The organism is Burkholderia sp. BE12 (genome assembly GCF_002959955.1).
In the GTDB taxonomy this organism is placed as follows: domain Bacteria; phylum Pseudomonadota; class Gammaproteobacteria; order Burkholderiales; family Burkholderiaceae; genus Burkholderia.
This window is the reverse complement of sequence record NZ_PREY01000001.1, coordinates 247645-273172: the sequence shown is the minus strand read 5'-3', so window position 1 is coordinate 273172 and position 25528 is coordinate 247645. Positions and strand designations below refer to the sequence as shown.

General features: G+C 66.9%; 18 protein-coding genes. 7 read left to right on the top strand and 11 right to left on the bottom strand.

Annotation, left to right across the window (positions count from 1 at the left end; all coding sequences use genetic code 11):
• The first annotated feature begins 123 nt into the window (after nt 1-123).
• Both C4B30_RS01225 and C4B30_RS01220 read left to right on the top strand, forming a co-directional pair.
• Nucleotides 124-1395, top strand: a complete 1272-nt coding sequence (locus C4B30_RS01225; RefSeq protein ID WP_027786564.1) for an acyl-CoA dehydrogenase family protein — start codon at nt 124-126, stop codon at nt 1393-1395.
• The gene (locus C4B30_RS01220) at nt 1392-2792 is read left to right on the top strand and encodes an LLM class flavin-dependent oxidoreductase (protein WP_027786563.1); all 1401 of its coding nucleotides are present in this window, start codon (nt 1392-1394) and stop codon (nt 2790-2792) included. Before C4B30_RS01225 ends, C4B30_RS01220 begins: the two co-directional genes overlap by 4 nt.
• Nucleotides 2793-2934: 142 nt before the next feature.
• Here C4B30_RS01220 and C4B30_RS01215 read toward each other — a convergent pair whose 3' ends face one another.
• Nucleotides 2935-4362, bottom strand: coding sequence for an MFS transporter (locus C4B30_RS01215; protein ID WP_027786562.1), 1428 nt, complete (start codon nt 4360-4362; stop codon nt 2935-2937).
• A 255-nt stretch (nt 4363-4617) separates the two neighbouring features.
• Nucleotides 4618-5514, bottom strand: coding sequence for an alpha/beta fold hydrolase (locus tag C4B30_RS01210; RefSeq protein WP_152777276.1), 897 nt, complete (start codon nt 5512-5514; stop codon nt 4618-4620).
• Between the two features lie 98 nt (nt 5515-5612).
• On the opposite strand from C4B30_RS01210, the gene C4B30_RS01205 reads away from it, so the two are divergent.
• Nucleotides 5613-5999, top strand: coding sequence for a MerR family transcriptional regulator (locus tag C4B30_RS01205; protein ID WP_027786560.1), 387 nt, complete (start codon nt 5613-5615; stop codon nt 5997-5999).
• 186 nt (nt 6000-6185) lie between these two features.
• Here C4B30_RS01205 and C4B30_RS01200 read toward each other — a convergent pair whose 3' ends face one another.
• Together C4B30_RS01200 and C4B30_RS01195 are read right to left on the bottom strand one after the other, a co-directional pair.
• Nucleotides 6186-6593 carry a VOC family protein gene (locus tag C4B30_RS01200; RefSeq protein WP_027786559.1) on the bottom strand — a complete coding sequence of 136 codons (408 nt, stop codon included), beginning with the start codon at nt 6591-6593 and terminating at the stop codon, nt 6186-6188.
• A 337-nt stretch (nt 6594-6930) separates the two neighbouring features.
• On the bottom strand, nt 6931-10524 hold the full coding sequence (locus C4B30_RS01195; protein ID WP_027786558.1) for a YadA-like family protein: 3594 nt from the start codon (nt 10522-10524) through the stop codon (nt 6931-6933).
• A 1130-nt stretch (nt 10525-11654) separates the two neighbouring features.
• Here C4B30_RS01195 and C4B30_RS01185 point away from each other — a divergent pair.
• Nucleotides 11655-12470: a response regulator transcription factor gene (locus C4B30_RS01185; protein WP_027786557.1), complete on the top strand. Its 816-nt coding sequence runs from the start codon at nt 11655-11657 to the stop codon at nt 12468-12470.
• Nucleotides 12471-12486: 16 nt separating this feature from the next.
• Here C4B30_RS01185 and C4B30_RS01180 read toward each other — a convergent pair whose 3' ends face one another.
• Nucleotides 12487-14658 (bottom strand): TonB-dependent siderophore receptor, encoded by a 2172-nt coding sequence (locus tag C4B30_RS01180; RefSeq protein ID WP_027786556.1) that lies wholly within the window; start codon nt 14656-14658, stop codon nt 12487-12489.
• Between the two features lie 278 nt (nt 14659-14936).
• On the opposite strand from C4B30_RS01180, the gene C4B30_RS01175 reads away from it, so the two are divergent.
• The 3 genes from C4B30_RS01175 to C4B30_RS01170 all read left to right on the top strand — a co-directional run bounded on the left by C4B30_RS01175 (nt 14937) and on the right by C4B30_RS01170 (nt 17623).
• Entirely contained in the window at nt 14937-15848 is a 912-nt protein-coding gene (locus C4B30_RS01175) for a DUF72 domain-containing protein (RefSeq protein WP_027786555.1), read from the top strand.
• Nucleotides 15849-16017: 169 nt separating this feature from the next.
• A complete protein-coding gene (locus C4B30_RS35555) occupies nt 16018-16188 on the top strand; it encodes a hypothetical protein (RefSeq protein ID WP_175884989.1) in 171 nt (56 codons plus the stop codon).
• A 274-nt stretch (nt 16189-16462) separates the two neighbouring features.
• On the top strand, nt 16463-17623 hold the full coding sequence (locus C4B30_RS01170; protein ID WP_027786554.1) for a glycoside hydrolase family 53 protein: 1161 nt from the start codon (nt 16463-16465) through the stop codon (nt 17621-17623).
• 79 nt (nt 17624-17702) lie between these two features.
• Here the strand turns inward: C4B30_RS01170 and C4B30_RS01165 are convergent, their stop codons facing one another.
• From C4B30_RS01165 to C4B30_RS01140, 6 genes are all read right to left on the bottom strand, one after another.
• Nucleotides 17703-19007 carry a sugar efflux transporter gene (locus C4B30_RS01165; protein ID WP_027786553.1) on the bottom strand — a complete coding sequence of 435 codons (1305 nt, stop codon included), beginning with the start codon at nt 19005-19007 and terminating at the stop codon, nt 17703-17705.
• Nucleotides 19008-19011: 4 nt separating this feature from the next.
• The gene (locus C4B30_RS01160) at nt 19012-20982 is read right to left on the bottom strand and encodes a beta-galactosidase (RefSeq protein ID WP_027786552.1); all 1971 of its coding nucleotides are present in this window, start codon (nt 20980-20982) and stop codon (nt 19012-19014) included.
• 35 nt (nt 20983-21017) lie between these two features.
• Nucleotides 21018-21869 carry a carbohydrate ABC transporter permease gene (locus tag C4B30_RS01155; RefSeq protein WP_027786551.1) on the bottom strand — a complete coding sequence of 284 codons (852 nt, stop codon included), beginning with the start codon at nt 21867-21869 and terminating at the stop codon, nt 21018-21020.
• Between the two features lie 11 nt (nt 21870-21880).
• On the bottom strand, nt 21881-22798 hold the full coding sequence (locus C4B30_RS01150; RefSeq protein WP_027786550.1) for a carbohydrate ABC transporter permease: 918 nt from the start codon (nt 22796-22798) through the stop codon (nt 21881-21883).
• A gap of 79 nt (nt 22799-22877) precedes the next feature.
• Nucleotides 22878-24116, bottom strand: a complete 1239-nt coding sequence (locus C4B30_RS01145) for an ABC transporter substrate-binding protein (RefSeq protein ID WP_027786549.1) — start codon at nt 24114-24116, stop codon at nt 22878-22880.
• 63 nt (nt 24117-24179) lie between these two features.
• Entirely contained in the window at nt 24180-25334 is a 1155-nt protein-coding gene (locus C4B30_RS01140; RefSeq protein ID WP_027786548.1) for an ABC transporter ATP-binding protein, read from the bottom strand.
• Nucleotides 25335-25528: the final 194 nt, after the last annotated feature.

Below are 25528 nucleotides of genomic sequence, written 5' to 3'. Positions count from 1 at the left end.
AAGTCGCAGTCCCGGTAATACGCAGCGACGATAACGATCCGAGAATCCGTTATTGGAACGCCCGCGCCGCGCTTCCTATACTGGGCTCCCGGCGCACACGGCCCGTCTTTCGAGGAATACCGCATGACTTCGTCGCACGCAGCCTTCGACCTTTCCACCGGTACCGACTACGATGCGCTCGCGAGCCGGTTCCGGCCGATCTTCGAGCGCATCGCCACCGGCACCGCCGAGCGCGAACGCCGCCGCGAACTGCCGCACGAGGCGATCGGCTGGCTGAAATCCGCTGGCTTCGGCGCGATACGACTGCCGGTCAACGCCGGCGGCGCCGGCGCATCGCTGCCGCAGTTGTTCCGGCTGCTGACCGAGCTGGCCGCCGCCGATTCCAATTTGCCGCAGGCGTTGCGCGGACATTTCGCGTTCGTCGAGGATTGGTTGAACGCGCCGGACGGGCCGCAACGCACGACCTGGCTCGACCGCTTCGCGAGCGGCCAGCTCGTCGGCAACGCGTGGTCGGAAGCCGGCGACGTACCGCTCGGCCAGACCGCCACGAAGGTGTCGGAGCAGCACGGCCGGCTCGTGCTGAACGGCCGGAAGTTCTACAGCACCGGCAGCCTGTTCGCCGACTGGATCGACGTGTTCGCGCAGCGCGCGCACGACGGCAGCGACGTGATCGTCGCGGTTGCGACCGCGCAGCCCGGCGTGATCCGCGAGGACGACTGGGACGGTTTCGGCCAGACGACCACCGGCAGCGGCACGACACGTTTCGAGAATGCGACGGTCGACGCGGACAACGTGATCGATTTCGCGCGCCGCTTCAAGTACCAGACCGCGTTCTACCAGTTGTTCCACGTCGCGACGCTGGCCGGTATCGGCCATGCGATCGTGCGCGACGCGGGCGAACTCGTGCGCAACCGCACGCGCGTGTACAGCCACGGCAATGCACGGCGCGCGGGCGACGACGCACAGCTGCAGCAGGTAATCGGCGAGATCGCGTCATGGGCATACGCGGCCGACGCGCTCGCGCTGCGCGCCGCGCAACCGCTTCAGCAGGCGTACGAAGCGCGCTTCGGCGGCGACGAGGCGGCCGAGCAGGCCGCGAACGTCGCGGCCGAAATCGAATCCGCGCAGAGCCAGCTCGTCGTGTCCGAACTCGTGCTGCGCGCGGCGACGCGCCTGTTCGACGCGCTCGGCGCGTCCGCGACCCGCAGCACGACCGCGCTCGATCGCCACTGGCGCAACGCGCGCACGGTGTCGTCGCACAATCCGCTCGTCTACAAGGCGCGCATCGTCGGAGACTGGATCATCAACGGCCGCACGCCGCCGTTCGTCTGGCGCGTGGGCAACGGTTCGGGCGCCGATGCGGGCACCGGCACGCAAACGGGAGCCGCGCAATGAGCAAGACCATCCGCTTCAACGCGTTCGAGATGAACTGCGTGGGCCACCAGTCGCCCGGCCTGTGGGCGCATCCGCGCGACCGCTCGTGGCAGTACAAGGATCTCGACTACTGGACCGACCTCGCCCGCGTGCTCGAGCGCGGGATCTTCGATGCGATCTTCATCGCGGACGTGATCGGCTACTACGACGTGTACAAGGGCAGCAACTATCACGCGCTGCACCAGGCCGCGCAGATCCCGGTCAACGATCCGCTGCAACTGGCCGCGCCGATCGCGATGGCGACCGAGCATCTCGGCATCGGCATCACCGCGTCGACGACGTTCGAGCACCCTTACACGTTCGCACGCCGGCTGTCGACCGCCGACCATCACACGAAGGGCCGGCTCGCGTGGAACATCGTCACGTCGTACCTGGAGAGCGGCGCGAAGAACGTCGGCGATCACGGGCTGCGCACGCACGACGACCGCTATGCGGTCGCGGCCGAGTACGTCGAGGTGCTGTACAAGCTGTTCGAGGGAAGCTGGGAGGATGGTGCGGTGGTGCGCGATCGCGACGGCCGCGTGTTCACGCATCCCGAGAAAGTGCACGAGATCGGTCACCAGGGCCGCTTCTTCGACGTGCCCGGCTATCACCTGTGCGAGCCGTCGCCGCAGCGCACGCCGGTGCTGTTCCAGGCCGGCGCGTCGGGCCCCGGCAAGGCGTTCGCCGCGCAGCACGCCGAGTGCGTGTTCGTCGCCGCGCCCACCCGCGACCAGCTTGCGCGCTACGTGGCCGACGTACGCGCGCAGGCCGCTGCCGCCGGACGCGACCCGGCCAAGGTGCTGATCTACAACCTCGTCACGGTGATCGTCGACGAGACCGACGAGCGGGCGCAGGCCAAGTTCGACGAGTATCGCCGCTACGTGTCGTACGACGGCTCGCTGGTGTTCATGTCGGGCTGGACCGGTATCGACTTCGGCCAGTACGCGGCGACCGATCCCGTCAGGCGCGTCGAAACGAATGCCATCGTGTCGGCGGTCGAGCACCTGTCGGGCGGCGACACCGCGTGGACGATCGAGGCGCTGGCGGCCTGGGGCGGCATCGGCGGGATGGGCCCGGTATTCGTGGGGTCGGCGGCGACCGTCGCGGACATCCTGCAGGAATGGGTGGCCGCGACCGACGTGGACGGTTTCAATCTCGCGTATGCGGTCGCGCATGAAACCTTCGAGGATGTCGTCCGCCATCTCGTGCCCGAGCTTCAGCGCCGCGGCGTGTATCCGAGCGCGTATGCGCCGGGCACGCTGCGCGAAAAGCTCTTCGGCGGCTCGGCGCGATTGCCCGACGAGCATCCGGCCGCGCGGTTTCGCGATATCGAACAGGTCAAGCGCGAGGCCGAGCGGGAAGCGGTCGGCGCGTAACGAAAACGTCGGGCAATATCGAAGCCGGCCGGTCCGCATATGCGACTCCGGCCGGCTTCAGGACAAACGGCTTCGTGCGGTTCGACGAAGCCGTTCGTGTTTTCCGGGGAAGGCGAGCGTCCCCGTCAGCGCCCGTCAGCGCTTACGCGACGCTTTCGTCGTCGATGTCGTGCGCCGTCGGTTCGTGACGCACGATCAGCAGAAACACGATCGGCGTGACCGCACTGACCGCGACGACCCAGAACATGTCGGTGCCGAGTCGGGCTTGCAGGATCGGCAGCACGAACAGCGCCAGCGCCTGGCCGATGCCGCACAGCGACCGTCCGAAGCCGACGCCGGTGCCGCGGATCGCGGCGGGATACGACAGCGTCGGATAGATCATCATCTGCGCCCCCGGCCCGAACCCTTCCGCGAACAGCCACGTGCCGAGCATCAGCAGCACGACGCCCACCGCCAGTGCGCCATGCGGATGTCCCGCGAGCGCCAGCGCGACGAGCGCGACCGTCTGCAACGCGAAACCCGCGATCGCGACGTGGCGCGACGGATAGCGATACGCGAGACGCATGCCCAGCAAGCCGCCGGTGAACGCGAACAGCACGTTCAGCGCCAGCGATGCCGCGATCGTCTCGAACACGCCCGCACCCAGAAATTGCGACAGAATCGACGGCAGGAAGAACGCAATCGCCGTGTACTCGAACGGGATGCACAGGTTCATCACGCTGGCGACGATCGTGCGCCCCAGATACGGGCGCTGAAACAGCACGCGAATCCGCACGGGCGGCGGGCTCGGCTCGCGTCGCGCGTCCTCCGCTTCGTGCGCGTGAATGCCGTACGACTCGCGCAGGATGCGCGCGGCATTGGCCAGATCGCCCTGATTCGCGGCCCACAGCGGCGATTCGTTCATGAAGCGGTTGCGGAACAGGATGATGACGAGCGCCGGCACCGCGCCGAAAATCAGCGATGCGCGCCACAGCCATCCCGCATGCTCGGCCGGCAGCAGGAAATACAGGCCGAAGATCAGCAGGAAGCAGACCGACGACGCGACGTACCACATCGGGCACCATGCCGCGAGCCGCGACGCCTTGTTGCCGCGGCCGTCGAACTTCGAGAATTCCGCGAGGAACGCCATCGCGACGGGCAGGTCGATGCCGACGCCGAGCCCCATCACGAAACGTGCGGCGATCAGCACCCAGACGTTCGGCGCGAGCCCGGCCGCGATCGCCGCGACCACGAAGAACAGCATGTCGGCCATGAACACCTGATAGCGGCCGATCCGGTCGGTCAGCCAGCCGCCGATCAGGCTGCCGAAGATCGTGCCGATCATGATCGCCGACCCGACCAGCCCGGTCAGCGCGGGCGTCAGCCCGAATTCGCGCGCCACGTCGTCGATGCCGTACGACAGCGTCGTCAGGTCGTACGCGTCGAGAAACACGCCGCCGAGCGCCAGCAGCACGATCATCCGTGCATGGCTGACCGAACTGCCCACCGTGTTGATCAGGCGCGCGACGTCGCTGGCCGAGCGGATGGGGGAAGAAACCGGCGTGACGGGGCTCAGATCGATCGAACTCATCGGATTCCTTAGTTTATTGCCGAATGCACGGCAAGGTCGTCGTGAAGCCGGGAACCGGGCAGGTGCCTTCGCGATCATCGCGGCGCCAAGCGAACGCGGCGCCGCTGTGGGCGGGTTCCGGCAGCAGAAATTCTGTTCCTCCGATCCGGCAATCCCAAGCGATATAAAGCGATAAATTAATCGGCGTGCGTCATAAACACGGCCGGAATCCCGGTCACGCCGGCCCGACATCGCCGGCCCGCACGGCACACGACTTCATGGCGAGGACGCCGACCGGACGAACTCGGCCAGATCGCGATTGAACCGCTCGGCTTCCTCGATGAACGGCGCGTGCCCCGACTCCGCGTACACCTTGCTGGCAATGCGTGGATTCAGCTCGGCCGCGCGGGCCAGCGTCGCATGCGTATCGACCAGCGCGTCGCGGCCGCCGTAGACGAAGAGCAGCGGCACGCGCGCGTTGCCGAGCCCCGCGGCGGCGAACACCGACATCGTCGGGATGGCCTTTTGCATGTCCCACGACGCCATCGCGGCGTTGGCGAGCAACCGCTCGAACGTGACGGCATCCGGCCGACGGTTGAAGCACAGACCGACGAACGTACGTTCGCCGTCGAGATGCGTTTTCAGATCCGTCGCGTTCATGTCCCGGTACACGTCCGGATGATCGACGATCTGGCCCGGCGCAAGCTCGACCACGCCGTCGACGTACACAGCGCCCGCGATCGCGCGATCGCCGTACCTGGCGAGGTAGTTCGAGATCACCACGCCGCCGAGCGACCAGCCGACCACGACGGGTTTGCGCGCATGCGCGCCTTCGATGACGGCGGCGAGATCGTCGCCCCAGCGGGTTCCGTCGCGATACGGCTGCGCGCCGGACGGCTTGTCCGACAGCCCGTGGCCGCGCAGATCGTACGTGATGATCCGGAATCCACGCAGTTCGGGGCTGCGGACCTGCGCGTCCCAGTTCAGACGGCTGCCGAGCAGGCCGTGAATCAGGATGATCGGTACGCCGTCGGGGTCGCCGCTTTCCTGAACGGCCAGCTTCACGCCGTCCGTCGACGTGACGGTATAGCTCAGCGGCGCGGCCGCCGCGTCGTACGCCCATGCGAAGGGCGTCGCCCACCAGATCGCGGCAATCAGCCAGTGGATCAGCATTCGGATATTCACGATTTTTCCTGTAAGGATGAACGGGCGTACAGTCTCAACCCTCACACTGATGTGAGAGTCAAGCGAATCGTGCTAACCTGCCTTTCATGAAAAACCCGCCTCCGCCACCGCTGCTGACCGTCCGCAAACTCGCGCAGCTCACCGGCGCGAGCGTGCGCTCGATCCGGCACTACGACGAGCACGGCTTGCTCGCGTCGGTGCGCGCCGGCAACGGCTATCGCCTGTTCCCCGACAAGGCGGTGACGCAGGTCAAACAGATTCAGCGCATGATCGCGACCGGTTTCACCCTCGACGACATTCGCGGCTTTCCGGACTGCATGCTGCTGATCGAGGGCGCGCGTTCGTGCGATCAGAACACCGACGTCCAGCGCGACCGCCTCGAAGCGATCGACCGTCAGATCGCCGATCTAGAAAAGCGGCGCGCGCGGCTCGTCAAGATGTTGCGGGATGGCGCGGTGCCGCCGCTCGATTGACGCGGTGGCGTTCGCGGCACGGATCGCCTCTCCTCGCCCTTCGGCTACTCATACGCGCATCTGCAATGGACGGAGATCACCAAACCGTCGCGTACCCGCGCGGTCATCGAGTCCCTCGCCCTCACCCGAGCCGGCGGTAGCGATTGCGATTGCGATTGAGCGCGGCACGGCACGAACCGCCTCGCGTCAATCGTCGAAGGTGCCCTGATATTCCGGCGCGGCATCCGCGCGCGTGTTCAGTTCGAACATCACGCCGCCCGGCGCGCGGCAAAAGAAGCGCGAACCGCGCCCGTTGTTGAAGACGCCCGTCTCCATCGCGACGCCCTCTTGCTTGAAGCGCGCGAACAGCGCTTGCACGGCATCGAGGCTCGGCAGTTCGAAGCCGACGTGGAAATTGGCGGGCCACGCGGGCACGCCGTCGCCGACGTGATCGATCACGACGTCGAAACCCGGGCGTTTGAGGATCCACGATTTCTCCCAGCTTCCCGCGATCGTGAAGCCGAGGTATCGCTCGAAGAATCGGGCGGTCGCCAGTGTGTCGGCGGACGGAAAGCTCAGGTGGTTGAGCTTCATCGTGGGTGTCGTTTCGGTCATTGTCGCGTGCTCCGATGCGGTGGTGGGCGCAGGCCCCATGCCGTGCCGCCCGGTGACTTCAGAATACGAGCGCGGGCTCGCATTCCACAACTCGCATTGGACGCACCCGCCGAAAGGACGCCCAGCCCGCGTGAGGCGGTCGTTCGGGCGGCGAGCGACGCTCGCAACGGATCGCGCTGCTCGCATTCGGCGTCGTGCGACCGATCGCACCGGCGTGCGTCAAACGACGAAGGCCCGGCGTCCACACTCGGACGCCGGGCCACCGATCTACGGCGAATACCGGGCTTTGCATGCATTGCCCGGCACCTGCGCATCGCTCAACGCGACGCGACCTGCATCAGAACTGATAACCCGCGCCGACCACCGCGCCGAAGTCCGACCGCGCGTTGCCCGTTACCGATGCCTTGACGACCCAGCGGTTGCTCTCCGTCACGTACGAGTAGCCGGCCGCAAAGCCCTGCTGGCCGTGATAGTTCGACGTCGCCGCCGATACCATCGAGCGCCCCGCCCCCGTCGGCTGCGGCAAGCCTGCCACCGCCATCGCCGACGCCACGCCGCCGTACATGTCCTTCTTCAGGTCGTTGAACGAGTTGTATACCTGTCCGATGCGCTGGTCGGTATAACCCTTCGCCTGCGTCGACGCCGTCGCGAGGTTGTCGTTCAGCTGCTGCACGTTCACCGCGTCGGTCGGCGCCGTGCCGGCCGCGACGTTCGTGATCTGGCGCTCGCTGCCCTTCGCGCCGACCGAGAACGAGTTGTCGCGATCGGCGACGGAGCCCTGCCCGACCGCCACCGCGTTCTTGCCGGTCGCGGTCGCCGTCGAACCGATTGCACCGGCATCGGCACGCGCGATCCACGTGGTGTTCGAATCGGTTGCGGCCGCACGGATCTTGTCGTTGGCCGCCACGTTCTTCAGCGCGTTGTTGAACTGACCCACGTTGACCGCGTCGTTGTCGCTCACGCCCGCCGCGACACCGGTCAGCACGCGGTCGCCCGCCGTGCCGGTGAAGTTCACGCTCGCGCCGCCGGAGTCCTTGCCGACCGTGATCGCGCCGTTCGGATCCTGCTGCTGCACGAGGCCGGCCTTGCCGTTCGCGATGTTGGTCACGCTGCCTTGCAGGTTCGAAATGTCGGTGGTGTTCTTCGACACCTGCTGATTGGTCGCGTAGAGCTGCGAACCGTTCACCGCGTCGGTGCTGGTCGCGCCGAGCGTGCCGGCCTGCACGTTGGTGATGCGCGTGCCGCCCGCACCGCCGAGCGTGATCGTGCTCTTCGAGCTGTCGTCGTACTGCACCGCGAGCGCGCCGAGCTGATTCAGGTTCGACTGCACGTCCTTCAACTGCTTCACGTTCACCGCGTCGGTATCGCTGGTGCCCGCCGCGACGTTCTTCAGCACGACCGCCGACGTTGCGTCGCCGCCGACGAGCGACACTGAATTCAGCCGGTTGCCGCTCGGGTCGACGTCGTACTTGACGACGTTTTTCACGGCTTCGCCGGCCTGGTTCGACACCTGCGTGATCTGCTGTTCGAGCGCGGTCTTCACGCCCGACAACTGGCCGCCGTTCACCGCATCCGTGCTGCCCGCGGCGAGGTTGCCGTCGGCCACGTTCGTCAGCTTCGTCGGCGCACCGCCGCGCGCGGCGTTGAACGCGCCGAGCGCCGGGTCGAATTGCAGCGCATCCTGTTGCAGCCCGGCAATCGCGGCCGTGTTGCCCGCGATATTCGTCTCGGCGTTGCCGATGCGCGTTTCGTGATTCTCGAGCGTCGTCGTGTTGCTGCCGACGCGGCCGTCGAGGTTCGTCAATGCGTCGCCGACGTTGTTGAACGCGCTGCCGCCGATCTTGTAGTTCGGTGCGCCGATCGAGCCGTCCGGGTTCGCGCTCGCGCCGCCGCCGAGCGCAGCCGCGGCGCCGTCGGTCGCGCGGCGCAGTTGCGCGCCGTTCACCGCATCGGTGCTGCCGGCCGCCACGTTGCCTTCCGCGACATTGGTCACGCGCACCGGGCTGCCGCCGTTGCCCGCGCCGAGCGACACCTGCTGCTTGCTTGCATCGTCGTATTTGACGGCGAGCGCATCGAGCTGGCTCGTCCCGTCGTGAATCGCCGCGGTCAACTGATCGACGTTGACCGCGTCCGTTCCGCTCTTGCCGGCCGCGACGTTGCTGATGAGTTGCGGACCGTGGCCGCCGTGGCTCGCATCGTAGGCGCCGAGGTCCGGGTTCCATTGCAGCGCATCCTGCTGAAGCGCCGCGATGTTGCCGGTATTCGTCGTCACCTGGTTGCCGACGGTCGTGATCGACTGGTTGAGCGTGTCGGTCGCCTTGCCGAGCTGGCCCACGTTCACGGCATCGCCTGCCGCCACACCGTCCGCGACGTTGTGCAGGCCGACCGGCGCCGCGGCGCCCGTGCCGCCGAGCGTGACGCCGCCGTGTGCATCGTCGTCGTACTGCACCGCGTTCTTCGTCGCGTTGCCGATCTGGCTGGTGATCGACGTGCTCAGGTTGCCGAGCGTCGTGCTGAGGTTGTTCGTCACGCTCGTGCTGAGCGATGCGAGGCCGCCCGTCAACTGGCCGACGTTGACTGCGTCGTGCAGGTCCTTGCCGTCCGCGACGTTGTGCAGCGTCGTGCCGTTCGGGCCGGCGAACGTCACCGAGTCGAAGCCGCTCGCGCCGTCGTACTTGACGTTGCGCGTATCGGCCGCCTGCAGGTTGACGATGTTCGACGCCGCGGTGCTCAGCGAGCCGTTGATGCCGGTCACGCTGTTCTGCAGGTTCGTGATGTTCGAAGCCGCCGTCGAAACGGACGTCTGCAGCGGCGCGATGCTGCCCTTCAACTGGCCGACGTTGACGGCGTCGGTATCGGCGACGCCGGCAGCCACGCCGCCGATCGTCGTGCCGGTGGCGCCGTCGAGCGCGATCGCCGCATGCGAATCGTCGGTGTATTTCACGACGTTCTGCGTCGCCGTGACGATGCTCGTGCTGAGGCTGTTGCCGACGCTGGTCACGCGTGCGTCGACGTTCGAGATCGAGGTCGACAGCGCATTGCCGACCGACGTCACGCGTGCGTCGACATTGCCGATGCCCGTGCTCAGCGTACTGTTCACGTTCTTCAACTGCTGGACGTTGACGGCGTCCGTATCGGCCGCGCCGGCCGCGACGTTCTTGAGCTGGCGTTCCTTGCCGAGCGCGCCGAACGACACCGCGCCGCCGACCGGCGCGGCCGTGCCGCCGAACACCGGCGTGCCGCCGTTGTTCGCGCCGACGCTGCCCGAGCCGATCGCCACCTGGTTGTTGTCGTTCGTCTGCGCGCCCGCGCCGATCGCCACCGACTGCGTGCCGGCCGCACGCGTCTGCGTGGCCGCGTCGTACGAGGCGCCGGCCGATACGCCGTCGCTCGACGTCGGGTTCGCGCCGCCGATCGCGACCGAACGGTCGCCGCTGGCCAGCGCCGAATGGCCGAGCGCGATCGAGCTCGTGCCGTGCGCATCCGCGACGTTGCCGAGCGCCATCGAGAAATCGCCGACCGCGGCCGACTGGCGGCCGATCGCCAGCGCCGTGTTGCCCTGCGCGACCGCCACCGTGCCGATCGCGGTGGACGAATTCGCCAGCGCCTGCGAACCGACCCCGATCGCGATCGCGCCGCCGCTGCTGCTGCCGCCGTTGCTGCTCGCATTCGACTGGTCGCCGATCGCGATACCGCTGGAGCCTGCCTTCGCATTGGTGCCCTGCGTCACGTTCGTGGTACTGACCGCGACGAAGCTGCCGTTCTTCGTTGCCACGCACAGCGGGTTGGTGCCGTCGATGCACTGGCCGTTCAGCGCGTTGTCCGGGTTGCCTCGGTCGACGAAATTGTCCGCGTGCGCGGCGCCGGCGATCAGCACACCCGCCCCCGTGAACATCGCGGCGGCGAGCGCCGAAATCTGCTTCCTCTTCATGGTCTTCTGCTCCGTTGTGTAGCGTCTGGTTTGAATATGGACTACTTACTTTTATTGACAGCTTCGACTTCGATTGCGACTTCGTTTCGGAAGCGGATTCCGGCGCCGGGCAAGCCATGTCGACACGACACGCGTCGAGCATCCGTTTCGACCGGGCGTTCGAACGCCCGGGGCATGCCGTCGGCCTGACGTCCCGTTCCGTTAATTCGACAACTGCATTAGGAATACGTATCGATTTCCATGGACGAGTCTTTCCCCGACTGAATCCGGAGATTCAACCCGTCGTCATGACCATCCCCGATTTGTCGCCGCACCGATCGCGGCTCACTCCGCTTCTTTTATTTCATCCCCGGCGACCGGGTTTCACTTCGTGCAGCGAGCACATGCCTGGACAATCATCAATTGATGCGCCGGCCCCGGGTCAGGCAACGTCCGTCACCGCTTGCGGTGCTTCCGCTTACCTGCTCCACCCGTTACTCAAAGTTCGGACGAATTATGAGACACGAACTTGAATTATTAAAGCGGGCATTCTTTATAGATTGTAAAATTCCGGATATTCAATGAGTTACGTAAAATAAGCCCACCCCGCAAACGATTGCCGCTCGACGCCGTTATTCAAGATCTTTTACCGGGCGGATAAATACTTTGCCAAAGCGGATTCAAATAATGTTTTTCCATAAAATACAATCCGAAAGCCGGCCGGATACGCGGCTTCTCACTGGGTATACGCGTAAACCACGAGTAATTGCGCGCCTCGGCGTTTCACATCCCTGTCGCAAACCGACATTTTCGATAATCACGAAGATGGAATGGCGCGAATGAAGCGGTCATGGCTGGCCGGATTTCCAATATGCTCCTACAATTCCGCTCGCATCGATTCCGGCAGTCGCGATCATTCTCCACGCGAGCACGGCAATGCGTCGCGTCCCGACCGGCTCGGCGATCAAAACGACGAACGCCGCGCGATGCGCCGAGCGGTTGCCTGCCGCGCGGTTCTACCCTGTCGGGAATCGATGCGAGCGTGCGATGCGCCGGATGCATCGCCACGGAGCGGCTTCCGACGTTTCCATCTCACCGGGCAGGCCACCCGCGGAAAACGCAGCCAACCGCCTTTTCACAACAGGTGCACGATGCCTTCATCGATCTCCGCATTGAGCGACGCGCATATCCTGATCGTCGACGATCAACCCGACCAGCTCCGTTTGCTGACCGACATCCTGCGCAGCACGGGATGCCGGATCAGCATCGCATTCGACGGCGAGCAAGCGTGCCAGCGCGCGCAGGCGCTGATGCCCGACCTGATCCTGATGGACGTGCGCATGCCGCGCATGGACGGCTTCACCGCATGCCGCCTGCTGGCCGCCGATCCGCTGACGGGCGCGATCCCGATCATCTTCCTGACCGTGGCCGGCGCGTTGCACGAACGGCTCGAGGGGCTCGAGATCGGCGGCGTCGACTATGTGGTGAAGCCGTTCGAGCCGGCGGAGGTGATCGCGCGGATTCGCGTGCAGCTCTCGCGAGCGAAACGCGAACGGCCCGCCGGGACGGAACAGGCGGAAAGCCCGTTCGCGGGCGGCAACGACGACGACATCATCGTGCGCGCGGCCATCCGCCACCTGTCGCGCACGCTCAACGATCCGCCGACGGTGGAGGAACTGGCGCGTGCGGTCGGCACGCACGAAAAGCGCTTGTCGCGCGCGTTTCGCGACAATCTCGGCCAGACGGTATTCGAATATCTGCGCTACGAGCGGCTGCGGATCGCGCAGGATCTGCTGGATTCCACGTCGCTCAGCATCGCCAGTATCGCGAAGGAAATCGGCTTTTCCACGCCGGCCAATTTCGCCACCGCGTTCCGCGAACGTTTCGGCATCACGCCGACCGAATGGCGACGCCAGGGCCATGCGGGCGCGCGCACCGTTACCCGGGCGCCGCAACGCCGCGTGTAGGCCGCATGCGACGCGCTCACCAGTTGTATTTCGCGCTGGCCAGCACGGTCCGCTCGTTGCCGAACACGCACACGGCGTACGACTGACAGCCGCTCACATAGCGCCGGTCGAACAGGTTCGCGACGTTCACCGCGAAGCGCCAGCGCGGCAGGTCATAATGGATCGCGAGGTCGTAAAGCGTCGCGCTCGGCACCGTCAGCGAATTGTCCGGCGCGCCGGCCGATGCGCTCTGGTAGCGCACGCCGCCGCCGATGCCGAGACCGGCCAGCGCGCCCGTGTGCCAGGTCCAGTCGGCCCACATCGACGCCATCTGCCGCGGCAGCGGTACGGACACCGGCCAGTGGTTCAGCGACGCGTCGTTCGCCTGCACGTTCTTGACGTCCTGATAGAGATACGACGCGACGATCGACACCTCGCGCGTCACCTTGCCGACCGCACTCAGCTCGATGCCGCGCGAGCGCACCTTGCCGGTCTGCACCGACGTCGTCGCGCTCGGGTCGAGATTGACCGGCGTCGGCGTCACGACGTTGGTCTGGTCGATCTGATACACGGCCGCATTCAGCATCAGGTTCCGGCCGGCCGGCTGCCAGCGTAGCCCGGCTTCCGTCTGCGTGCCGCGGGTCGGCTTCGGCAAGCCGCCGCCGAACATCCGCACGCCGATGACCGGATCGAACGACGTCGAATAGCTGACGTACGGCGATAACCCGGCGTCGCCGCGATAGGTAAGCCCGACGCGTCCGGAGAACGCACTGACGTCCTGCTGCGCATGCGTGCCGGCGGTCCGGTCGTCGAAGCGCGCGTTCACGACGTCCTCGCGGCCGCCGAGCGTCAGCGTCCAGCGCTGCCAGCGGATCTGGTCCTGCGCATACACGCCGAACCCGTTCATCGCGGTGTACTGGTCGACGTGGCCGAGCGACGTCGGGCCGGAGAAGATCGCGGCCGTCACGGGCCGATAGACGGGGTGGTACAGGTCGAGCGACGGCGCGAGCGCAAGCTGCACGCTGTTGGTCGTCGTCTGCCGGTCGAACTGCAGGCCGAACAGCAGCGTGTGTTCGAGCGGCCCCGTGCCGAAGCGCGCCTGCGCATGATTGTCGATGTCGAGCCGGCTGTAGTTGAGCTGGAACAGCCCCGCGAAACGCATCATGTTCGTCGTGCTGCGGGGCACGAGGCCGTTGCCGAACACCGTCGCATCGTCGAGCGACAGGTGCGACCAGCGCACGTCCTGATGCAGCGTCCAGATCGCGTTCACGCGGTGTTCCAGCGCGTAGCCGAGCGACCATTGCTTCTTGCGGTAGTCGTTGAACGACGGGTCGCCCATGTAGATGTCCTGCGACAGGCGGCCGTTCGGGTTCGGCAGCACCGTGCCCTGAGCGGGCAGGAAGTTCGACGAGATGTCGCCGCTGTCCTGCAGGTACGTCGCGGAAAACGTCAGCGACGTGTCGGCGTTCGGCCGCCACCGGAACGACGGCGCGAGCGCGACCCGCCGGTCGCCGTTCGGGCCGGTCACCGCGTTGCCGTCGCGCGCGACGCCGACGAAGCGGTACGCATACTTGCCGTCCGGATCGAGCCTGTCGCCGACATCGAGCATGGCTTGCTTGCGCGCATCGTTGCCGATCTGCACGCCGGCTTCACGCACGCGCGCGCCGTCGGCGCGCTTCGTCTGCGCGTCGACGATCGCGCCGGGCTCACCCGCGCCGTACAGCACCGACGTCGGCCCGCGCAGCACCGCGATCGAATCGATCGTGTACGGATCGACGCGCCAGTTCGCGATCACGGCCGTGTCCGGCGCCGGCAGGCCGTCGACGTACAGCGTCGGCGTGAAGCCGCGCAGCGCCGCATACCAGTCGGTGCGGCTGTCGGCGCCGAACGTCGCGAAACCCGGCACGTAGCGCAACGCCTGGTTCAGGTCGGCCGCGCCGGTCATCTCGATCTGTTGCGCGGTCACGATGTTGATCGTTTGCGGAATCTCGTCGATCGGCGTGTCGGTCCTGGTGCCGGTGGCGGTGCGCCGCCCGACGAGCCCGACGGCCGAAGCATCGGTCGGCCCTCGCACGTCGATGGCCGGCAGCACGGCCGCCGCGGCCGGCGCCGATGCCTGCGCGTGCGCACCGCCCGCGGCGGCCATGCACAATGCTCCGCCAGCCGCGATCGCCGTCGCGCGCCGCCCCGCCTCTGTCTCCATCCACATCGTCTCGATACTCCGTCGTGCTGGGTTGGCCCGTTCGGCCGGATCGACGGACCGCGTATCGTCGGGGTCCGTCCGGTGGTGTCGTGATTACCGTGCTGGCGAAGGCAGTGAAGCGTGGATCGGTACGCACCGGCCGATCGCGCCGTTCGCGAGCGCAGCGATCATACCGGCCGAACGTGGCGCGGTCTTTAAAAAAAGAATTGGACCGGTGACGGGGCGGCACGCATATTGCGCGTCGCCCGAACCTCATCAGGGACCCGGCATAGCCGGGCATCGACGTGACACGCACATCAGGCAGGATTCACATCGGCATTTCAGGCTGGCGCTACCCCGGCTGGCGGGGGACCTTCTACCCGGACGACCTGAAGCAGGCCGGCGAGCTGCGGTATGCATCGGGCCGGATGCAGACGATCGAAATCAACGGCACGCACTACAGCCTGCAAGCGCCGGACAGCTGGCGGCGCTGGTATGCCGAAACACCGCCGGGGTTCGTGTTCAGCGTCAAGGGCTCGCGCTACCTGACGCACATACTGCGTTTTCGCGACGAAGCAGCCACGGTCGCGTGCGCGAATTTTTTCGCCCAGGGGCTGCTCGCGCTGAAGGACAAGCTCGGGCCGTTGCTGTGGCAATTCCCGCCGTCGCTGCGTTTCGACCCGGCGCACATGGAGCACTTCCTGAGCTTGCTGCCGCACGATACGGAAGCCGCACTCGCGCTCGCCCGCCGGCACGATTCGCACGTCCGGGCGACGTATCTGGAGATCGACCGCAAGCGAGCGTTGCGCCACGCGGTGGAAGTGCGGCACGAGAGCTTCGTGGATCCGGCGTTCGTGAAGCTGCTGCGCCGCCACAAGGTCGCGCTCGTCGTGTCGGATTCGACCGAGGCGTGGCCCCAGTTCGAGGATCTGAGCGCGCGTTTCGTTTACATGCGGCTGCACGGCACCGAAACGAAGTATTCAGGCGAATACTCCGATGCGGCGCTCGAGCGATGGGCACGCAGAATCGAAACGTGGAGCCAGGGCGGGCAGCCCGACGATGCGCGTCTCGCCGCACCCGCGCTGCAACCGCCGCGCGCGGCCACGCGCGACGTGTACTGCTATTTCGACAACGACACGAAAACGCAAGCGCCGTTCGACGCCGGGCGGCTGATGGCGCGGCTCGGGCTGCATGCGCACGACACGGCATCCGAATGAAGCGGCTAGCAAGCCGCATGCCGAAAAATGCCGTCGGGAACCGCGAGGCCGGGCGCGCAATATGCTCCGGTGCTGCGAGATCATCTCCTCATCGCGCGCACCGCGCGCCCGGTAAATTTTTCACGACCGGCAAGCGGCGCCATGAACCCAACACTGCAAGGAGAAAGCGATGACCCTGCTTATCTACCTGGTCGGATGGATCATTTTCATCGGCGGCGTCGCCTGGGGCTTGATGACGCTGCACGTCGCGCAGTACATCATCGAGATCGTGGCCGTCATCCTGTTCGGCATCGCGGTCATCACCGGCGCGACGCGCGCGCGGAATCGAGATCGGTCGTAACACGTCACGGGCGCCTGCCCTGCACGATCGGGCGGCATCGTCCGGATTCCTGACGTACGTCCAATGGCCGTTTCGCGCGCACGGCGGGACGCCGGGAATGCGCGCGCCTCCCCACCTCACCAGATAGTAGGCAACGCATGCGTCCTTTGCGTAGGCGACAGCGGTTGCGCTACGCTCGATCCGGCCTCGTATCGGGGCCGCAAATTTAAGCGCTTAAAATTTTTTGAAGCCGGCGATCCCGCATCCGACGGGATCCCTCACCTGGAGGATGACGATGAACAGACGATCGATGCTGAAATGGAGCGTTTCGACCGCGGCGCTTGCCTGTCTCGACCTGGCCGGCCCGCTGCCGGCCTTCGCGCAGGCCGTCACGCGTGCCGCGGGCAGCGCCCCGTTCGCGATGGGCGCCGACGTGTCGACGCTACCGGAACTCGAGGCGCACGGCGCGCAGTACTTCGACCGCGGGCACCCGCGCGACTGCCTGAAGATCCTGCACGCGCACGGCGTCGACTCGATCCGCATCAAGGTATGGAACGATCCGGGCAATCCGGATTTCTTCCCGGCGAATCAGAGCGCCGCGGCCGGCTACAACGATGCGGCCCATGTCGTTGCGCTCGCCAGGCGCGCGGCCGCGCTCGGGATGCGCATCCTGATCGATTTCCACTACAGCGACTGGTGGGCCGACCCCGGCAAGCAATACCCGCCGCACGCGTGGGCCGGCAAGAATCTCGCCGATACGTGCGCGCTGCTGTCGGCCTATACGACCGACGTGCTGCGCCAACTGCAGCGCGCCGGCGTGCGGCCGGAGTGGGTGCAGATCGGCAACGAGATCACGGGTGGCATGCTGTGGCCGCTCGGCCGCTACGACCAGTGGGACAACCTCGCTCAGTTGCTGAAGGCGGGCCACGATGCGGTGAAGGCCGTCGATCCGCGCATCAAGGTGATGCTGCACATCGACAGCGGCGGCGACAACGCGAAAAGCCGCTGGTGGTTCGACAGCGCGACGCAACGCGGGGTCGCGTTCGACGTGATCGGCCTGTCGTATTACCCGCAGTGGCAAGGCGCGCTCGACGACCTGCGCAACAACGCGAACGATCTCGCGGTGCGCTACGACAAGGAACTGATCGTCGTCGAGACCGCGTATCCGTGGACCACCAGCGACGGCGACTCCGAGCCGAACGCGATGACGAACACGGGCTCGACCGCGTTCCCGCCGTCGCCGGCCGGGCAGGCGCAATTCCTCGCGGCGGTCGTCGATATCGTGAAGGGTGTGCCGGGCCATCGCGGCAAGGGCGTGTTCTGGTGGGAGCCGGAGTGGATTCCGACGCCGGGCGTCGGCTGGAAGGTCGGCGCGGGCGATCAGTGGGACAACAACACGCTGTTCGACTTCCACGGCCACGCCCTGTCGTCGCTCGACGCATATCGCCAGCGCTGACGCGGCACGTCGTGACGGCGTCACCGCACCGGCGCAGCGCGCGTCAGTGCGGTGCGTCGAAGCGGCGACGCAGCGCGCGTCAGTGCGGTGCGTCGAAGCGGCGACGCGCGGGCGTCGCCGTGCCGCTTGTGCCGCTTGTGCCGCCGGCTCCGCCCCGCCCGCCGTGCGCATCCCGGGCGAGCAGCGCGAACGCGACGAGCGCGAGCCCACAGCAGCCCGCGAATGTCGCGCGATAGCCGAACAGGTCGACGCACGCGCCCGACAGCACGCCCGACGCGATAGAGCCGACGCGCGCCGTGCTGAAGAACATCGCGGTGGCGGTGCCGGGGCGCGACGGCATCAAATCGCACACGCGCGTCATCCCGAGGCACGACGTGATCGCGACCACGCATGCGCTCAACAACTGCAGCGGCAGGATCGCATCGACCCGCGACACCGCCGCGAGCCCGATGAAATACGCCGCATGCACGAGCGCGCACGCCATCAGCCAGCGCGCCTTGTCCAGCCGCGTCGACCGGACGCCGAGCCACAGCATCATCGGGATTTCGAGCAATGCGGCCAGCCCGAGCGCCGCCGATACGTTCGTCGGCGTGCCGCCGAGTCCACGCACGATGTAGAGCGGCAGCACGATCATCGTCGCGTTCGCCGCCAGCCCTATCAGCGCGAGCGCGACGAGGGTCCGCAGCACGCTCGCGCGAGGCGCGGCGACGCCAGCCGTCGCCTCGTCCGGCGGCGCCGCGGCGCGATCGACTGCGCGCACATGCGCCGCCGTGGGCCGCCGCACCGGCTCCGGAATCCGCGCGACGATCGCCGCGCATGCGACGAAGCCCACGGAAGCCGCTAGAAAGAGCCCGGTAAAACCCGTCTGCGCGAGAATCAGCGCACCGAGCGCGGGACCGAACACCCACGCGATCGACAGCATCGTGCGCAGCGCGGCCGACGCGAGTTCGCGCTGCGCATCGTCGGCGACGGGCAGTACCGCGCGCGCGAACGAGAAGATCTGCGACAGCGACACGGCGCCCGCGCCGAGCAGGATCGTGCCGGCTGCGATCACCGGCCCGTGCGTCCGCAATACGCACAGCAGCGCGAAGCCCAGCGCGGCCGCCGCGAGCGACACGACGAGCAGCGGCCGGTGCCGGTCGCGGCGATCCGACCAGCGTCCGGCCCACGTGCTCGCGACCACCCCGCTCGCCGCGATCAGCGTCATGAACACGCCCGCGAGCAGCGGCGACATTCCCGCCGCCTCCACGCCGAACAGCGACAGGTACGGCGCGGTGAACGACATCGCGACGCCGAGCATCAGCGCCGCCGCGGACAGCGGTACGAAGTACGCGATCCCCGCCAGGCGCGCGAAATGCAACCGCAGCGACCGCAACGACTGCATCGCGTCAGTCCGGCTCGACCCAGGCGGCCACGTCCACCGCGCCGAGTTCCCGGCCGCCGAGCACGAAGCGCGCACCGTCCGGCGCGGGCAGCGTGCACGACGTGTCACCGTAGTTGAACGCGAACGTTACCCGCCCGCGTCGACGCAACCGCACACCGTCCGGCAGCGCACGCATCGGCAGGCCGGCATCGCGTGCGCAGCGGGCAACGATCGCGCGCAACAGCGTCCGATCGAAACAGGCCGTCGCCATCGTGACGTAACCGCGCCGCACGAGCGCCGGCACACCGTCGTCGCAGGCGGCCAGCACGTCTATGTCGGCCGGCGATTCCATGTCGATGTGATCGCGCCATTTCAGTGCATGGCCGTCGACACCGTCGAACGACACACGCGGCGCGAGCGAAGGCCGCAGCGATTCGACCTGGCCGATCCGCACCGGCAGCACGTCGCGCAGCTTGCCCGGTGCGAGACCCGGCGCGATCGCGAATTCCGCGGTGCGCGAACCCGTGCGCGGCCCGAACAACCAATGTGCGTTTCCGCGCGCGGCCTGCTCGACGACGCGATCCGTCACGACAGGCAGCGTCGGCACGACGACGAACGCATAACGCGACACGTCGGCATCGGCCGCGACGATATCGACGTCGAGCCCTAGCTCGCGCAGCGCGCGATACCAGTCGAACGCGTGCTGCTGATAGTCGAAGTCGGCGCCGTGCGGCTGGATGCGGATCATCCAGTCTGCCTCGTAGTCGAACAGCAGCGCGACGCGGGCCGTCTCACGCTCGCCGACGACGAGCGCGGGATCCAGCGCGGCGATCTCGCGTGCGACGCGCGCCACTTCATGACCGCCCGGCGACAACCGGTCGTCCGGCGCGTTGAGTCCCGAGTGCAGTTGCTCCTGCGCGTGCGGATACTGCCGCCAGCGGAAATACGACACGAGTTCCGCGCCATGCGCGAACGCTTCCCACGTCCACAGCCGCACCGCGCCCGCATGCGGCACCGGGTTGTACGGCCCCCAGTTGACGGGCCCCGCCTGCTGCTCCATCACCCACATCCGGCCGTTGCCGACCCCGCGATACAGATCGTGCGAGAACGCCGACACGTCCGGATGCCCGGTGCGGGCCCAGCGTCGCTTGTCCGCCTCATCGAGCGGCAGCACTTCGGTACGCGGCACCGGATAGCTGTCCCACGCGGCGACGTCGAGGCCGCCGCGTGCGAACGCGTAGTGATCGAACTCGGTGAAAAATCCCATGAAGTTATGCAGCACGTCGCGGCCCGGCGCGTGCGGACGGATCGCGTCGACCTGCGCGGCATGAAACCGCGCGACCTCGTCCGACTGATAGCGCCGGAAGTCGAGCAGGTGCGCGGGATTCGCGTCGGTCGGCGTATGACGCGGCAGCTCGATCTCGTCGAAGCCGCGATACTCCATGCTCCAGAACACGTTGCCCCACGCGCGGTTCAGCGCGCCGATGTCGCCATAACGCGTGGCGAGCCACGCGCGGAAGCCTTCGAGCGCCGCACGCGTGTAGCTGGGCAGCGTGTTGTGGCAGCCGAGCTCGTTGTCGGTCTGCCACGCGATCACCGCCGGATGGGCGCCGTAGCGCCGCGCCATCGCGTCGGCGATGCGCACGCAGTGCTCGCGATACACCGGGCTCGCGATGTCGTAATGGCGACGCGAGCCGAACTGCCACACCGCGCCGTCCGCGCCCACCGGCAGGATCTCCGGATGACGATCGACGAGCCACTTCGGCGGCGCGGCGGTCGGCGTGCCGAGCACGATCTTCAACTGCCGGCGCGCGAGCGTGTCGATCGCCTCGTCGAGCCACGCCCAGTCGTAGCGGCCGGGCTCCGGCTCCATCCGGCTCCACGCGAATTCGGCGATCCGCACGCGGGTCAGGCCCAGTTCGGCCATGCGCCGTGCATCGCGATCCCATTGTTCGCGCGGCCAGTGTTCGGGGTAGTAACAAACGCCGAGGTGCATCGTGGATTCCTTGCTGAAGAAAGAGGATGGGACGGTCAGCCCTTGGTCGCGCCGAACGTGAGCCCCGCGACGAAGTGCTTCTGCATCGCGAAGAACATCGCGACCGACGGCAGCGCGGCGAGTACCGAGCCGGCCGACACGATGTTCCAGGCCGTCGTCCACTGCCCTTTGAGCGCGGCGACGCCGACGGTGATCGGCGCCGCGTCGTCGCCTTGCGTGAGGCACAGCGCCCAGAAGTAGTCGTTCCATACGAACGTGAACACGAGGATCGCGAGCGCCGCGAGCGCGGGCCGCACGAGCGGCAGCACCACGCGCAAGTAGATCGCCCACTCGGACGCGCCTTCGACGCGCGCGGCCTCGATCAGCTCGAACGGCAGCTCGCGGATGAAGTTGCGCAGGAACAGCGTGCAGAAGCCGGTCTGGAACGCGGTATGGAACAGCACGAGCGCCCACACGGTGTTGTAGAGGCCGACGCCGAGCATGATCTGGCGCACCGGGATCATCAGAATCTGGATCGGCACGAAATTGCCGGCGACGAACAGCCCGAGCAGCACGAGATTGCCGCGGAACCGGTAGTTCGCGAGCGCGTGCCCGGCAAGCGACGCGAGCAGGATCGACGCGGCGACCGACGGTACCGTGATCAGGAGGCTGTTCGCGAAGTAATGAAGCATCGGCGTCTGCGTGAGCGCGGCGCCGTAGTTGGCGACGAGCGCGAACTGCTTCGGCCAGTCCCAGTAATGACCGGCCATGATCTCGTCGGTCGATCGGATCGACGTGACGAGCACCGCGAGCAGCGGCACGAGCCACAGCGCGAGCGCGCACGGCAGCGATAGCCGGTACAGCAGACGGGCGGGACGTCCCCAGCGGGACACGGGCATCGGATACATGTTGGTTATCCTTACGACTCGACGCGCACCAGCTTGCGAAGCTGCCACACGATATAGACGAGCATGATCGCGAACAGCACGACCGCGATCGCGGCCGAATAGCCTTCGCGGTAATACTTGATCGCCTGGTCGACCATGAAATATGCGAGCACGGTCGAGCTGTCGAACGGGCCGCCGCCCGTCATCACCGAGATCAGGTCGAAGCTGCGCAGCGCGCCGATCACGGTCAGCACGACCGCCATGAACGTCGCGGGCCGCAGTTGCGGCAGGATCACGTGCCACAGCAGCGTGAAGCCGCGCGCGCCTTCCATCCGCGCCGCTTCGACGATCTCGCCGTTGATGCCGGTCAGCCCGGTCAGGTAGAGAATCATGCAGAACGGAATCTGCGGCCACAGCGCGGCGGCGATCACGCCGTAGGTCGCATAGCGCGGATCGCCGAGCACCGGGATCCCGTGCCCGACGATCAGCTTCAGCAGCCCGAACGTCGGGTCGTAGAACCACGAGAACACGAGACCGACCACGACGCCCGGCAGCACGAACGGCGCGAAAAACAGCGACTTCACGAGCCGGATGCCGAACACGTTCTGGTTCAGGTACAGCGCGAGCGCGAGGCCGAGCGGCGGCGCGGCGAGAAACAGCACGAGCCACAGCACGTTGTTCTTCAGCGCGACGTAGAAGGTGTCGGACTGCAGCAGCTCGCGATAGTTGTCGAGCCCCGCGAACGTCATCGGCGTCATCCCGTCCCAGTGATGAAAACTCAGCCAGATGCTGCTGACGATCGGATACAGCACGAACACGGTGAAGAGCGCGAAACCCGGCAGCACGAACCACAGGGCCGCGCGGTTGCGCCGCCGCGCGAGCGACGCGCGTGCAGGCCGCTGCAAGCCGGCATCGCGGCGCGCGACACTTTCGGACAGGCTGGTTGACATGAGATGACCTTCGATGAAACGAACGTAACGGTGACGACGAAGCACCGGACCGGCAGCGCCGGCCCGGCCGCGCGGCGCATTACTTCCGGTAGATGCGCTTGCGGGTCTGCTCGAGGCGCTGCAGGATCGCATCGAGCTGCGTCGGATCGGACAGGAACTGCTGCATCGCCTTCATCCCCTCGTCGGCCATTTCCTTCGTCATGTCGCGGTCGTAGAACTGCGCGATCCCGCCCGGCGTCGTCGCGAGCGTGTGAAAGCCGATCTTCGAGATCGGGTCCTGCGGCTCCGGCGCCTTGTTGTTCGACGGCAGTTGCCCCATTCCCTTCGCGAATTCGCCGCTGACCGCCGGTTGCCCCATGAACGCGAGGAAGCGGCGCGCATCGGCCTTGTTGTGCGCCTTCGCGGGGACGATCAGCACATTGACCGGGCCGTCCTCCGCCAGCGGCACCGACGCGTCGATCACCGGAAAGCGGAAGAAGCTGATCGGGTTGCGCGTCGCGCTCAGCAGTCCTGCCGAATACCACGTGCCCATCAGCGTCATCGCGGCCTGGCCGTTGACGATCAGCGGGCTCAACGAATCGACGTCGTAGGACAGCGCGTTGTCGATGAAATACTTGTCGTCGATCAGCTTCTTCCACGCCGCGTACACGGCACGCACGCGCGAATCGGTATACGCGACGTCGCCGGCCATCAGCTTCTGGTGAAACGCATAGCCGTTGATCCGCAGGTCGAGGTAGTCGAACCACGCAGCGAGCGTCCACGCATCGCGCGCGGCCACCGCGATCGGCGCGATGCCGGCCGCCTTCAGCTTGCGGCACGCGTCGAGAAACTGCGGCCAGTCGGCCGGCTCGCCGTGAATCCCGGCCTTCTCGAACAGGTCCTTGCGATAGAACAACCCGTACGCGTCATAGCCGAGCGGCAAACTGTAAAGCTTGCCGCCGTAGGTCGACGACTGCTTGACGGACGCATACGTGTCGTTCCAGCCGTTCTTCTGCCAGTCCGCGCTCAGGTCCTCGATCAGCCCGCGCTTCGCGAAATACGCAAGCCGTTCGCCGTTGTTCCAGCTCAGCACGTCGGGCGGATCGGTCGCGAGCCACCCGGACATCTGCACCTTGTATGCCTCCTCGCCGACGTAGCTGACCTTCAGATCGATATCCGGATTCGCCTTGTGGAACTGGTCGAACGCTGCCTGCCACGTCGCGCGCTGGTTGCCGCGCGCGGCGACGTTCACTTTCAGCGTGCCCGCGTCGGCCGTGCCCGCGGCGCATGCCGCGGCAGTCGTCAGGGCAAGCAGCAGTCGGCTCGCACGAAGTTTCATCGTTGTCTCCTGGTATTGGTGTGTTGAATGCCGCGTCGCATGCGGCGGGTCGGCATTGCGCCGTTACGCGAACGCCGCTTCGGCGTGGATGGCCGGCAATGCGATGCCGGCTTCGTCGAAAAGGTGACAGCTCGACGGCGGCACGCGGAACGCGTGGCGCTCGCCGCGCCGCAATGCGGCCTGCCCCGGCAGTTTCGCGAGTAGCGGCACACCATCGGGCTGGTCGAGATGCACGTACGCGGCTTCGCCGAGCTGCTCGACGAGCGCGACGTCGCGGACGATCGACGGCAACCCGGCATCGCCGGACGCCGCGACCGTCAGGTGCTCGGGACGGATCCCGAGCGTCACGCGCGCGCCGCGGCCGACGTGGCGCGGCAACGGGCGATCGCGCAGCGTGAGCATTTCGCCGGACCCTTCCAGCGTCAGCCGGCAGCCGTGCGCATCGCCTGCGTCGACCACCGCCGGCAGAAAATTCATCCGCGGCGAGCCGATGAAGCCCGCGACGAAGCGGTTGGCCGGCCGGTGATACAGCTCGAGCGGCGCACCGGCCTGCGCGATGCTGCCGAAGCGCGCGACGTCGTCGCCCGCGTGCAGCAGCACGATCCGGTCGGCCAGCGTCATCGCCTCGATCTGGTCATGCGTGACGTAGACCGAACTCGATTGCGTGAAGCGCGCGTGCAGCCGCGCGATTTCGACTCGCGTCTGGCCGCGCAGCGTCGCATCGAGATTCGACAGCGGTTCGTCGAACAGGAACACGCGCGGCTCGCGCACGATCGCGCGGCCGATCGCGACGCGCTGCCGCTGCCCGCCCGACAACGCCTTCGGCTTGCGATCGAGCAGCGCGTCGAGCTGCAGCACGCGCGCGGCCTCGGTCACGCGGCGGCGGATTTCGTCCTTCGGCGTGCCGGCGATCCGCAGCCCGAAACCGATGTTGTCGAACACGGTCATGTGCGGAAACAGCGCATAGCTCTGGAACACCATCGCGACGCCGCGCTCCGCGGGCGGCGTGTCGTTCATCCGCGCGCCGTCGATCCGCAGTTCGCCTTCGGTCACGTCCTCGAGCCCCGCGATCATTCTCAGCAGCGTGGATTTCCCGCAGCCCGACGGGCCCAGAAACACGCAGAATTCGTGCGACGCGATCTCGAGGTTCACGTCGCGCAGCACCGGCGCATGGTCGCCGTAGCGCTTGGAGACATCCTTCAATGAAATGGCGGTCATCGCGCTCTCCTCTGGCCGGTCACACGCATCGGATCGGAAAATTTAAACGCTTAAATTTCTGTGGTTCGATTCGCCCGGTTCGCCGTACCATGTCGTCTCCTTCCTCTGATGTGTCGAGAAATTAGCGTATCGGCTGTCCCTGTGCAACTTGTGGGACACACTCCCAGAATATGAGCAGACACTCCCCCGCCTTA

Coding starts and splice junctions, on each gene's coding strand:
- C4B30_RS35555 (WP_175884989.1), top strand. CDS start 16,018: ATGACCCTGCTTATCTACCTGGTCGGATGGATCATTTTCATCGGCGGC.
- C4B30_RS01185 (WP_027786557.1), top strand. CDS start 11,655: ATGCCTTCATCGATCTCCGCATTGAGCGACGCGCATATCCTGATCGTC.
- C4B30_RS01210 (WP_152777276.1), bottom strand. CDS start 5,514: ATGCTGATCCACTGGCTGATTGCCGCGATCTGGTGGGCGACGCCCTTC.
- C4B30_RS01150 (WP_027786550.1), bottom strand. CDS start 22,798: ATGTCAACCAGCCTGTCCGAAAGTGTCGCGCGCCGCGATGCCGGCTTG.
- C4B30_RS01180 (WP_027786556.1), bottom strand. CDS start 14,658: ATGTGGATGGAGACAGAGGCGGGGCGGCGCGCGACGGCGATCGCGGCT.
- C4B30_RS01195 (WP_027786558.1), bottom strand. CDS start 10,524: ATGAAGAGGAAGCAGATTTCGGCGCTCGCCGCCGCGATGTTCACGGGG.
- C4B30_RS01215 (WP_027786562.1), bottom strand. CDS start 4,362: ATGAGTTCGATCGATCTGAGCCCCGTCACGCCGGTTTCTTCCCCCATC.
- C4B30_RS01205 (WP_027786560.1), top strand. CDS start 5,613: ATGAAAAACCCGCCTCCGCCACCGCTGCTGACCGTCCGCAAACTCGCG.
- C4B30_RS01145 (WP_027786549.1), bottom strand. CDS start 24,116: ATGAAACTTCGTGCGAGCCGACTGCTGCTTGCCCTGACGACTGCCGCG.
- C4B30_RS01225 (WP_027786564.1), top strand. CDS start 124: ATGACTTCGTCGCACGCAGCCTTCGACCTTTCCACCGGTACCGACTAC.
- C4B30_RS01165 (WP_027786553.1), bottom strand. CDS start 19,007: ATGCAGTCGTTGCGGTCGCTGCGGTTGCATTTCGCGCGCCTGGCGGGG.
- C4B30_RS01220 (WP_027786563.1), top strand. CDS start 1,392: ATGAGCAAGACCATCCGCTTCAACGCGTTCGAGATGAACTGCGTGGGC.
- C4B30_RS01160 (WP_027786552.1), bottom strand. CDS start 20,982: ATGCACCTCGGCGTTTGTTACTACCCCGAACACTGGCCGCGCGAACAA.
- C4B30_RS01140 (WP_027786548.1), bottom strand. CDS start 25,334: ATGACCGCCATTTCATTGAAGGATGTCTCCAAGCGCTACGGCGACCAT.
- C4B30_RS01170 (WP_027786554.1), top strand. CDS start 16,463: ATGAACAGACGATCGATGCTGAAATGGAGCGTTTCGACCGCGGCGCTT.
- C4B30_RS01200 (WP_027786559.1), bottom strand. CDS start 6,593: ATGACCGAAACGACACCCACGATGAAGCTCAACCACCTGAGCTTTCCG.
- C4B30_RS01155 (WP_027786551.1), bottom strand. CDS start 21,869: ATGTATCCGATGCCCGTGTCCCGCTGGGGACGTCCCGCCCGTCTGCTG.